This is a genomic window from Parabacteroides sp. AF17-3 (assembly GCF_003635445.1).
Classification (GTDB): Bacteria; Bacteroidota; Bacteroidia; order Bacteroidales; family Tannerellaceae; genus Parabacteroides; species Parabacteroides goldsteinii.
This window is the reverse complement of sequence record NZ_QTMM01000011.1, coordinates 57,833-69,456: the sequence shown is the minus strand read 5'-3', so window position 1 is coordinate 69,456 and position 11,624 is coordinate 57,833. Positions and strand designations below refer to the sequence as shown.

Sequence of the window (11,624 nt, the reverse complement as noted above, 5' to 3'; positions counted from 1 at the left end):
GTAGTAAGAGTTTATGATACATATGAAGACCTTTTGCAGATTCTGGCACGGTATTCGCTTTCATATTTACAGAATCGTAAGTGGACGTTTCTACATTTAAACCGTTTAAAACAAAGAAAGATTATTTCTGAGTATTCTATTTAAGTCTGCGAAACAAAAAAGGCATCTGTTGGGGATGCTTTTTTTGTTTCGTTTCGTTTGTTTGCCTACCTTTGTGTCCATTATTAAAAAAGACCAATAGTTATACCATGAAGCACGAAATGCCACTCAAGTCGGCACGCATTGAAGTTGTCGACGCCCTAAGAGGTTTTGCCGTTATGGCGATTATGTTTTTGCATAATATCGAACATTTTAATTTCTATGAGTTTCCCGAAACGACTACCGAGTTCATGAAGTCGTTGAACGGAGGTGTTTGGGATACGTTGTTTTTTCTCTTTGGTGGGAAAGCGTATGCTATCTTCTCCCTACTGTTCGGATTTAGTTTCTTCATACAATATAATAACCAGGCTAAGAAAGGGAAAGACTTCCGTCTGCGTTTCCTGTGGCGGTTATTCCTGCTGTTCCTGATCGGATGTTTTAATGGTGCATTCTTCCCCGGTGATATCCTGGTGTTGTATGCGATAGTAGGTGTCATTCTGCCCCTGGTTTGCAAATGGAGCGATAAAGCTGTGTTGATAACGGCTATTCTCCTGATGCTTCAGCCTATAGAATGGGCAAAGTTCCTTTATGCGATGAACAATCCCGACTATGTGGCTGCTCCGGGACAATGGCTGGTGCATCATAGAAATATGTATCCCTTCCTGGGACAGACGGACTTCTGGGCGATGGTGAAGTCGAACCTGTGGGACGGACAGCTTTTCAGCCTGTTATGGGGTTGGGGACATGGCCGTTTCTTCCAGACCGCTTCCCTGTTCCTGATCGGTATGTTGATAGGACGCCGGCAATTCTTTGTCGATCTGTCTGGTCACCGGAAGTTCTGGCTTCGTACGCTCCTGATCAGTGCTGTTTGCTTTATTCCTCTGTATTATTTTACGGAGGCTTTACCCGGTCTGTTTACAAATAAGAGTATGTTATCTCCGCTCAATACGATTTTCTCCTCTTTCCGTAATTTTGCATTCATGTGTGTACTGGTGGCTGTCTTTGTTTTTCTTTGGCAACAGGTTTCAGGACACAAAGTGTTGCATGGACTGGTGCCCTATGGAAAAATGAGTCTGACTAACTATCTGAGCCAGTCTATTATAGGTTCATTTATCTATTTCGGTTATGGTTTGTCGCTGTATAGCGAATTGGGCGTTGCCGCCAGTTTCGGGGTGGGGATCGTGCTGTTTATCCTTCAGCTGGGCTTCTGCCATTGGTGGTTAAAGAATCATAAACAGGGACCGTTCGAAGGAGCCTGGCGTAAAGCGACCTGGATTTGTTCCTGATTTATTCCTAAAATATATATCTTTGCGTAAGGATTTAATATAATTAAGTATGCTATCAGTTCTTATTGTTGAAGATGATATAACTTTTTCTTTAATGCTCACAACCTGGTTAGGAAAGAAAGGTTTTGAGGTAAAAGCACTTAGCTCGGTTTCGGATGCAAAACGCCAGATTGAGAGTGTCAGCTACGACCTGATCTTGTCGGATTTACGTTTACCGGACGGTGACGGGATCGACTTGTTGAAGTGGGTAAAGGAAAAATATGCCTCTTTGCCTTTGATCATGATGACTAGTTATGCGGAGATACAGACTGCTGTACAGGCCATCAAGCTGGGAGCATCCGATTATATAGCCAAACCCCTGAATCCGGAAGAGTTGCTGAGTAAGATTCGCGAGGTAGTGAAAACGCCTGCGGTAGAACATACTCCGGCAAAGAAATCGCCGGAAGGGAATACTTATATTGAAGGGCAAAGTCCTGCCGCCCGTCAGTTGTTCGACCACGTCCGCTTGGTTGCCCCGACGGATATGTCGGTACTGATTACCGGGGCGAGCGGGACGGGGAAGGAATATATAGCCCGCCGTATCCATGAGCAGAGTAATCGCAGTAAGGCTCCGTTTATTGCAGTCGACTGTGGGGCGATTCCAAAGGACTTGGCTGCTTCTGAGTTTTTCGGTCATGTGAAAGGTTCGTTTACCGGGGCGATAGATAATAAGACCGGTGCTTTTGTGGCTGCTCACGGAGGAACGATCTTTCTGGATGAGATCGGTAACCTGACCTACGAAGTGCAGGTACAACTTCTTCGTGCCTTGCAGGAACGTAAAGTGAAGCCGATCGGTACAAATGAAGAGATCGCTATCAATGTCCGGTTGATCTCTGCCACAAACGAGAATCTGCGGACTGCCATCGATAAAGGAGATTTCCGTGAAGATCTTTATCACCGTATCAATGAGTTTACGGTTCGTATCCCGGATTTGAAAGAGCGGAAGGAAGACTTGTTGCTTTTCGCCAATAATTTCCTCGATCAGGCGAATGCCGAGCTCCAGAAAGATATTATCGGTTTTGATAACGAGACGATCCGTCTTTTCCAGTCTTATTCATGGCCGGGTAACCTGCGTCAGATGAAGAATGTCATCAAATATGCCACCCTTCTGGCTACCGGCCGGTATATCACCCGTCGTGAACTCCCCGAAGAACTGACGGAAGCCCCGGAAAAAGACACCCGCATCCTCCTGAAAGACGAAACCCATGAATGCGAACTCATCAAACGTGCTCTCCAGGAATCCGGCAACAACAAAACGCGTGCTGCTCAACTATTGGGTATAGACCGGAAAACGCTTTATAATAAACTGAAGCTTTATAATTTGGATTAGTTATACATTAATATATACCCATTCAAATAGGTTGCAAACAACAACCATATTACGTAAGGCATGAAAAGTATTGAGCTGGCTTTGTTTACCTGATAACTCTTCAATGTATAATTGATAACAAAGATGTCGAGCAACAGGATATTGATAAATCCGATAAGCGGGTTCTGGATATAAAAGAAGCTGATGCTCCAGGTGAAATTGAAAAATAGCTGAAAGATAAATGCTTTGATGAAGAACCTTCTTCGCTCTATGGTGGAGTTGATTAGTAGTCCGATGGATAACCCCATACATACATAAATAATACTCCACGCAATCGGGAAAACAATATTGGGCGGAGTAACCGCCGGTTTGATAAGAGTTGGATACCAGTTTTTTATTGCGTCAGCTTGAAAGTAACTGGCGGAAAGCCCTACAAGGAAACAAACCAAGATAGGGATAATAATATTCAATGCTTTTCTCATGATTTTTCGTTTTTCTTATTGAATAACAATAGGAACTTCGCTCTTGTTGTCTGAAAGTAAAAAGTTTTTGTGATATGTGATATGGACGGGATATCGTATTGTATTTTCTGCTGCTCCTGAAAATTAAAGGGTGAACTCTTTATTTTAAGTTAAAATATTAGCTGTTAATACTCTTTGGTATAGTATTTTGTTTATTTTTGTGTTTCGAAGGATTTGTATAATCTTAGTCTCTTTGGAATATGAATATAGAAGTGTTATCCGGAATCGCCCCGAGGCTATATGAATTAGTTGCTCCACTAGTTATGAGTTGCAGCGTTTTGCGGCAGAATAATAATTATCCTTTCAAAACATCAAAACATTATTTATGGTTTGTCGCTATGGAAAGAGACATGGTGATAGGGTTTATACCCGTTGAAATCAAAAGTACCTGTGTCCTTATTAATAACTATTATGTGAAAGGGGAGGACAACGCGGTATTGGCATCCCTGATCGATGCTGTTTTGGAACATTTCAAAAATATTTCGGTTGTCCGGGCCGTTGCCCATACCCGGCATAAAGAGCTCTTTGCTTCAGCTCATTTTTTCGTAACTCAAGAATGGAAACTATATAATAAAATGGAATATAGATGTGATGATGAGAGAGAAGCTCAATGTGTACGAAGCAGTACAAGTTCGGTTGGATAAGATATTTTCCGACTTCGATAACGTATACGTCTCCTTTTCCGGAGGTAAAGACAGTGGTGTTTTGCTGAATTTGTGTATTGACTATATACGCGAACACCGCCTGAAACGGAAACTGGGAGTCTTTCACATGGACTATGAGGTACAGTACCGGGAAACCACTTCCTATGTAGATCGTGTATTGTCTTCCAATTCCGACATCCTGGAGGTCTACCGGGTGTGTGTCCCTTTTAAGGTTCCTACATGTACTTCGATGTTCCAGAATTACTGGCGTCCGTGGGACAGAGAGTTGCAGGATTTATGGGTGAATAAGATGCCCGAAAACTCGCTTTGTGTGGAGGACTTCCCATTTTATGATGAGAATATGTGGGATTACCAGTTTCAGTTAAAGTTTGCGGAATGGTTGCATGAAAAAAAGGATGCCGGACGCACCTGTTGCCTGATAGGGATACGGACACAGGAAAGTTTCAACAGATGGCGGGCTATCCATATAAAGAATAAAGTGCAGACTTACCGCCGGCTGAAATGGGTTCACCAGCTGGCACCACGTATATATAATGCTTATCCTATATTCGATTGGAAAACAAAAGATATATGGATTGCCAACGGCAGGTTCGGTTGGGATTACAATCACCTGTACGATTTGTTTTATCAGGCAGGAGTCCCGTTGGAAATGCAGAGAGTAGCAAGCCCTTTTATCTCCCAGGCCATAGCCAGCCTGAAATTATACCGGGCAATAGATCCGGATATGTGGGGAAAGATGATCGGGCGTGTCAACGGAGTCGGTTTTGCCGGGTTGTATGGCGGTACTTCCGCACTGGGATGGCAGTCTGTCAAATTACCGCAGGGAATGACTTGGAAGTCTTATATGGAATTTCTATTGGGAACCTTGCCGGAGAAGACGCGGGAAGGATATTTGCAGAAACTCTCCGTCAGCATAAAATTCTGGCGTGAAAAAGGCGGTTGCCTGGCAGAAAACACCATCGAGAAGCTGATACAGGCAGGAATTCCGATACGGGTTGAAGGCCGTACAAATTACAAGACGGTAAAGAAACCGGTTCGGATGGAATATCTGGATGATATCGATATTCCGGAATTCCGCGAACTCCCAACCTATAAGCGTGTCTGTATCTGTATATTGAAGAACGATTACTATTGTAAATATATGGGCTTCTCACTGAATATTCACGAGAGGAAACAAAAGGAAGACATATTAAAACTTTATAACTCTGAATTATATGGAGGAATATACTAGTCCTGTGTACAAGGTAAGGGCTGTCCCTGTGGAAAAGGTGGTAGCCAACAGCTATAACCCCAATGTCGTAGCACCCCCGGAAATGAAATTGCTGGAAGTTTCTATCTGGGAAGACGGGTTTACTTCCCCGTGTGTATGCTACTATGTTCCGGAGGAAGACATCTATGAACTGGTCGACGGCTACCACCGCTATATGGTGATGAAGACGTCAAAACGTATCTATGAGCGTGAACGCGGCTTGCTCCCCGTCACTGTCATCGAAAAAGACCTCTCCAACAGAATGGCTTCGACCATCCGCCATAACAGGGCACGTGGTACCCACAATATTGAACTAATGAGTCATATCGTCTCCGAGCTCTCCAAATGTGGCATGTCGGATGCCTGGATACAACGTAATATCGGTATGGACAGAGATGAAATATTGCGTTTGAAACAAATATCAGGTTTGGCGGAATTATTCTCTAATAAGGAGTTTAGCTTGTCGGAAGAATAATAGTTATATGAGTTTAAGGCTTTTAGGATGATGGAATGGCGTTTATAGTAGAGTTTTTGCATATTTGATAATTACTATGTATCTTTGCCGCATGTTAAACAAACTATTTAAATCGGATTTGGTGTAGTAAACAATCTGTATTCCTTGTACAGGTTGTCCTTTTGTTTATTCTCGGGTAATTCTATCCGGGCATAATTCCTATTGTATTAATTCAATTTTAATCAGTGTACAATGATGACGGCATTGTTATGCTTTCACGGGTATACTATATACATAAAGAAATGAGTAACGAAAATAAAACAATTCACGAATTCGATTTTAATTTAATCTGTGAATACTTTTTAAATACAGAACGCCAGGGACCCGGAAGTCCAGAAGTGACTCTTAAAGCATTGGGCTTTATAGACAACCTTACCGATCAATCCCTTATCGCTGATTTGGGCTGTGGCACAGGCGGTCAGACAATGGTATTGGCCCAGCATGCACCAGGACATATTACCGGTCTTGACTTTTTTCCGGGATTCATCGACAGGTTCAACAGGAATGCCAGAGGGCTGAATCTTCAGGATAGAGTGAAGGGAATCGTCGGTTCGATGGACAACCTTCCTTTCGGAGAGGGAGAGTTAGACCTGATCTGGTCGGAAGGAGCCATTTATAATATAGGCTTTGAATGCGGACTGAACGAATGGCGCAAATATCTGAAAACAGGAGGATATATCGCCGTTTCTGAAAGCGCCTGGTTTACTGAAGAACGTCCGGCAGAGATTCATGATTTCTGGATGGAAGCTTATCCGCAAATAGATACGATACCCAATCAGGTTGCCCTGATACAAAAGGCCGGGTATCTTCCTGTCGCTTCTTTTATTTTACCCGAAACTTGCTGGACAGAGCATTATTTTGCACCGTTAGTTGAAGCCCGGGAAAAGTTTCTGGCCAAATATCCGGGAAATAAAACCGCCGAAGAACTTGTCGCGATGTCACATCACGAAGAGGAGTTATACCGCAAGTATAAAGGGTTTTACGGCTATGTATTTTATATCGCTAAAAAGATAACGCTATGATTCGTTTAAATATGTATGGTTGGAACGACCGGTTGAACCAACTAAAACAAGAATCGGCATATAATACTTTGTCTCACGGACGGATAGCCATCGTGCATCGTACCTGTTACGAGGTTGTATCCGATAACGGACTGTACCAATGCGAGTTGACGGGAAATATGATGTATGGGAAATCTGACTTTGAACTGCCCTGTACAGGTGACTGGGTACTGTTTCAACCATTCGACGATAGCAAAGGCATTATCGTCGGTATGTTGCCTCGTGAACGGACTTTATACCGCAAGAGAAATGGAACGGTAGCCGGAAAACAGGCAATTGCTTCGTATGTTGACAAGGCGTTTATCGTGCAGAGTCTCGATGATAATTTCAATATGCGCAGGGTGGAACGTTTCATGGTTCAGATATTGGAAGAAAACATCCATCCCGTATTGATACTCAATAAGGCAGATTTGCCTTTTGATAAGCAGGAGACAGAGGAAGCAATCAGGCATCTTACCCGTAGGATGCCGGTGTTCTTCACAAGTATCCATCAGCCTGAAACGGTCTCCCGGTTACGGGATTCCATATCGGAAGGCGAAACGGTTGTCTTTGTTGGTTCTTCGGGGGTAGGGAAGAGTTCTCTTGTTAATGCACTTTGTGAAAGGTCGGTGCTGCTGACGTCGGATATAAGCCAGTCCACCGGAAAAGGGCGGCATACTTCCACCCGGCGGGAAATGGTTTTGATGGACGGCTCAGGTGTTTTAATCGATACTCCGGGTATCCGTGAGTTTGGATTGACTGTAGATAATCCCGATTCATTAGCCGAAATGTTGGAAATCTCCAACTATGCAGAATCGTGCCGTTTCAAGGATTGCACACATACCAACGAACCCGGTTGTGCTGTTCTGGAAGCAGTCGCAGGAGGTTCGCTAGATACCAAAGTGTATGAAAGCTATCTGAAACTAAAGCGTGAAGCCTGGCATTTCTCCGCTTCCGAGCATGAGAAACGTAAAAAGGAAAAATCTTTTACAAAGCTCGTGGAAGAAGTGAAGAGGCGCAAGGCTGATTCCTGATTTTATATTTATGGTGCAGGTGTCTTCGGATTCTTGCACTGTATTATATTTGAATCCATATTTTATATTTTTTGGCAAGTAGGACAGTAGTAAACGGCTCCGCCGCCGTTAGATGTATCTTTAATAATAGGATTGCCACATCTTGGACATGGATTATTCAATGTATTTCTTGACAAAATGGTTTTATAGTTCCCATGTTTGTCGAACAGGTCTGTTTCAGTATCTCTTCCGCCTTGAAGAACCATACTCTTTAAGGTCGTTTTGATCGATTGCAATAAGGCCGATTTATCGGTATCTGTCAATGAACTTATTTCCCTTTTAGGATTAATTTTTGCATTGAACAGTATGTCTTGCAAGACTCCGTTTCCCAAACCGGGAATGCGTTGTTCTGCAGCCAACAGCATTTTAACTGATAATTTAGGCTTTAAACCAATAAATAGCTTCTCAAAATAGGAGTCATTGAATTCACTATTTAGCGGAGAGATGCTTTCTGCACTTTTCTTGTAATATACTTCGTCATATATTCCGGTATATGCAGCTATCACTCCAAACATACCTACGGTAAAAGCAAGATAGGTATTATCATTAAGCGTAAGCAATAGTTGATAATTATCCGGCATCTTGCCCGATATTGTACCGTATTTCAGGTTTGTTCCATCTCCGAAACTTATTTTTGTGCCTTTATCCAATATTATATCTACATACATACCAAAACTTTCGGAAGATTTGATTTCTCTTCCGGTAAGTAGTTTGCCATAAGTGAGGGGATCGCCATAATAGAATGTATTCTTATGATATTTTGTGGCATTGAATACTTCTGTGATAACTCTACCTTTTAAGGCAACATCGATCTGTTTCGCTAATGTTTGATTTTCCGGTAATTCTTTCATGGTATTATTTCTTTATTATTTTTTCAATAGGAATATATATTTCTGTCAATAGGTTATTATAGTCTTCCTCTATCGGAGTCTTAATATATAACTCGAAACTTAATGTGTTTTTCTGTCGATATTCACTCTGTGGAAGCCATGTTAAGTAAATGTATCTATATAAATCGGGTAAAGAGGAATAATCGCCTTCATATTTGAATACCGCATAATGTCCGGCAGGTATTTCCATCATTCCGAATTTGCCTTTTGCCTTCACTTTTTGATTAACAGTAAGTCCGATAAGAAAGCGGCAATTGCTATAAACTGTAATAAGCGGGTCATCCATACTCACGCTTATAAATCTGTTTTCAGGACTTTTTGTAATATTGCTTTCTGCAAAAGATAGTAGCTCTTTCCATATATCTTTATAGGCTTTCATCGTAGAACACGTATTATCAATGGTTCTATAAATCATACTTAAACTACTAATCTTCTTAATTTGAGGTAATCTTTTTTCTGAAAGTATGGGCGCTTCATTATAGGGCTGTTGTTTGTATTGCTGTTTATAATCTGATGGAGACAACCCAAAGTGTTTCTTAAACGTTTTGGATAGGCTATGTTTGGTTTGATAGTTAGTTTGCAGCACGATGTTGTTCAGAGAAAGGTTTGCTGTCAAAAGTAGATGTGCGATATATTCTAAACGTATACGCTGGATATAAACTCCTATGCTTTCGCCGGTGTACTCTTTAAATATACGCAGGAAATGGAACTTTGATAGTCCGGCAATTTTGGATAATTGTTCGGTATTGAGCATATCAAACAAATGGCTGTTGATATAAACCTTTATCCGATTTATTATTTCATGATAAATATTTTCAGTGTCAATCTTTTGCTTCCATCGTTTAAGGGTAGGTAGTCTTTTGTTAAGAACAGTTCGAAGTTCATTCGGTGTATATTGGGTATGGAGATGATTATTGAAAAGATCAGTATTCTCAACCCATACATCAATTACTTTTTTCATTGAATAATCCACTGTGTATTGCCCATTTTGATAACAGTAGACACAATATTCATCACATTTCGTTTGATCGCCATTAGTCCCAAGAAGTTCTTCTTGATTTATATCTAATGGCATTCCGCAACTTTGGCAGTATCTCTTTTCTATTTCCAACTCCATAATTAACTATTCGAATTATATCATGCAAATATAGAGAAGATATATCCGGAAAGGTTGTCCGGTGTTGCTGTCTTGTTGTTAATCTTTAAAACATACCAACATTAGAACAGGGGGAATTTTGTTCTGTTGATAAAATAATAAGTATGTATTTTTGTTTTGTGTGTAAAACAAAATAGCAGTAGGATGAAATGGTGACACTAAACAATGTTCCTGCTACTACCAATCACGACAAATGGCAGTTAAGTTTGTAATAACAAGAAAATATAATATATTTACAATAACGATCGTGTTAAATCACGAGCAGAATGATGAGAAATTTTGTTTTTGTTTCTGAAATGCATTATATTTGCAGCATAATAGAAATAAAAAAAGAAAATGACCTTTCTGGAATTTAAGAATCAGCTATTTGATTTGGCGTGCTTCAATATCTATCAGGTATATGCATGGCAGCCGGATTTCGACCGGAATAATCTTACCCGCTGGGTTAAGAAAGGGTATCTTGTCCGGTTGCGACAGGGGTATTTTGCTTTTTCAGAATATAGAGGCAAGCCGGATTATTCTCATTATTTTGCCAATCGGATTTACCGTCCGTCTTATATCAGCCTGCATACTGCATTATCGTTTTACGGGATGATACCGGAGGCGGTGGTACAGATTACCAGTGTTACATCGCTCAAAACGGCATCTTTCGCCAATGACTTCGGTGAATACTCTTATAAGAATGTTAAGGAAAATTTGCTATTTGGGTACGACTTAAAGCCTATGGCAAACAACCGTATCATACAGTTTGCCACACCCGAAAAAGCATTGCTCGATTTACTATATCTTTATCCATTCTACGATAGTGGGCAGGAATTGGAAGAATTACGCTTGGATGAAAATTATTTGGAGGATGATTTGAATAAGGATTTACTGATGGATTACTGTGCTAAATTTCAAAGCAAGGCATTAGACTATCGGGTAAAGTTACTTTTTAAAACTTACGATTTATGATACAGATTGAACAGATAAGGAATTATTTTCCAGCTCAAATTCGTGACTATTCGAGCTTTGATAAACACATACTGAAAGAGTATTTACAGTTGATGATTCTGGATTACCTTTCTTCTACTCCAAACATCCAAAAGATGGCTTTTATCGGTGGAACAAATCTGCGTTTGGTAAAAGGGATAGACCGTTTCTCCGAAGATTTGGATTTCGACTGTAAAGACCTATCGAAAGACGAATTTATAGAAATGACAAACGGAGTTATCCAGTTTTTGAAGCGTTCAGGATTGCAAGTAGAAGTGAAGGATAAGGAAAATCCAAAATTGACAGCATTCAGACGGAATATCCATTTTCCTGAATTGTTATTTGACTTGGGGTTGAGCGGACATAAGGAAGAGCGTTTTTTGATAAAGATTGAAAGTCAAGATCAAGGAATCGTTTACTCTCCGGTTATAACTAATATCAAAGGTTGCGGATTCTTTTTCCCGTTTCCCGTTCCTTCCGACGGTGTATTGTGTAGCATGAAAATTTCAGCTATGTTAGCTCGCGCCAAAGGGCGTGATTTTTATGACCTGATGTTTCTATTGGCTCAATCCAAACCGGATTACGTTTTTTTATCAAAGCGTTGCGGAGTACATAATTTGCAGGAATTCAAGCTGGTGACAGCCGAATTACTGAAAACAGTTGATTTGAAGAAGAAGCAAAAGGATTTTGAACACCTGCTTTTCAATAAAGCAAATAGTGAAAAAATTTTGAGGTTTGGAGAGTTTGTTGATTCATTAACAGAATAAAAATC

General features: G+C 40.8%; 12 protein-coding genes. 9 read left to right on the top strand and 3 right to left on the bottom strand.

Annotated elements, in window-relative coordinates; translation table 11 throughout:
• The first annotated feature begins 248 nt into the window (after positions 1-248).
• Positions 249-1,424, top strand: a complete 1,176-nt coding sequence (locus DWW91_RS15390; RefSeq protein ID WP_122328253.1) for a DUF418 domain-containing protein — start codon at positions 249-251, stop codon at positions 1,422-1,424.
• Between the two features lie 49 nt (positions 1,425-1,473).
• On the top strand, positions 1,474-2,793 hold the full coding sequence (locus tag DWW91_RS15385) for a sigma-54 dependent transcriptional regulator (RefSeq protein ID WP_028728785.1): 1,320 nt from the start codon (positions 1,474-1,476) through the stop codon (positions 2,791-2,793).
• Here the strand turns inward: DWW91_RS15385 and DWW91_RS15380 are convergent.
• Complete coding sequence (locus tag DWW91_RS15380) at positions 2,790-3,254, bottom strand: TspO/MBR family protein (RefSeq protein ID WP_007659311.1); 465 nt, start codon at positions 3,252-3,254, stop codon at positions 2,790-2,792. The two genes, DWW91_RS15385 and DWW91_RS15380, sit on opposite strands and share 4 nt — an antisense overlap.
• A 239-nt stretch (positions 3,255-3,493) precedes the next feature.
• Here DWW91_RS15380 and DWW91_RS15375 point away from each other — a divergent pair, with 239 nt between their 5' ends.
• The 5 genes from DWW91_RS15375 (at position 3,494) to rsgA (ending at position 7,795) form a co-directional block, all read left to right on the top strand.
• Positions 3,494-3,937 carry a hypothetical protein gene (locus DWW91_RS15375; protein WP_122328252.1) on the top strand — a complete coding sequence of 148 codons (444 nt, stop codon included), beginning with the start codon at positions 3,494-3,496 and terminating at the stop codon, positions 3,935-3,937.
• Positions 3,885-5,189: a DUF3440 domain-containing protein gene (locus DWW91_RS15370; RefSeq protein WP_046149610.1), complete on the top strand. Its 1,305-nt coding sequence runs from the start codon at positions 3,885-3,887 to the stop codon at positions 5,187-5,189. The genes DWW91_RS15375 and DWW91_RS15370 overlap by 53 nt, the downstream gene beginning before the upstream one ends.
• Complete coding sequence (locus DWW91_RS15365) at positions 5,173-5,682, top strand: ParB/RepB/Spo0J family partition protein (RefSeq protein WP_046146935.1); 510 nt, start codon at positions 5,173-5,175, stop codon at positions 5,680-5,682. Before DWW91_RS15370 ends, DWW91_RS15365 begins: the two co-directional genes overlap by 17 nt.
• Positions 5,683-5,963: 281 nt before the next feature.
• Positions 5,964-6,743, top strand: a complete 780-nt coding sequence (locus DWW91_RS15360) for a class I SAM-dependent methyltransferase (protein ID WP_122328251.1) — start codon at positions 5,964-5,966, stop codon at positions 6,741-6,743.
• On the top strand, positions 6,740-7,795 hold the full coding sequence (gene rsgA, locus DWW91_RS15355; protein ID WP_122328250.1) for a ribosome small subunit-dependent GTPase A: 1,056 nt from the start codon (positions 6,740-6,742) through the stop codon (positions 7,793-7,795). Before DWW91_RS15360 ends, rsgA begins: the two co-directional genes overlap by 4 nt.
• A 62-nt stretch (positions 7,796-7,857) precedes the next feature.
• Here rsgA and DWW91_RS15350 read toward each other — a convergent pair whose 3' ends face one another.
• A complete protein-coding gene (locus DWW91_RS15350) occupies positions 7,858-8,685 on the bottom strand; it encodes a zinc finger domain-containing protein (RefSeq protein ID WP_122328249.1) in 828 nt (275 codons plus the stop codon).
• A gap of 4 nt (positions 8,686-8,689) precedes the next feature.
• On the bottom strand, positions 8,690-9,841 hold the full coding sequence (locus DWW91_RS15345; RefSeq protein ID WP_122328248.1) for a GyrI-like domain-containing protein: 1,152 nt from the start codon (positions 9,839-9,841) through the stop codon (positions 8,690-8,692).
• A 375-nt stretch (positions 9,842-10,216) separates the two neighbouring features.
• Between DWW91_RS15345 and DWW91_RS15340 the strand changes: the two genes are divergently transcribed.
• Both DWW91_RS15340 and DWW91_RS15335 read left to right on the top strand, forming a co-directional pair.
• On the top strand, positions 10,217-10,834 hold the full coding sequence (locus DWW91_RS15340) for a hypothetical protein (protein WP_122328247.1): 618 nt from the start codon (positions 10,217-10,219) through the stop codon (positions 10,832-10,834).
• Positions 10,831-11,619, top strand: a complete 789-nt coding sequence (locus DWW91_RS15335; RefSeq protein ID WP_122328246.1) for a nucleotidyl transferase AbiEii/AbiGii toxin family protein — start codon at positions 10,831-10,833, stop codon at positions 11,617-11,619. Before DWW91_RS15340 ends, DWW91_RS15335 begins: the two co-directional genes overlap by 4 nt.
• Positions 11,620-11,624: the final 5 nt, after the last annotated feature.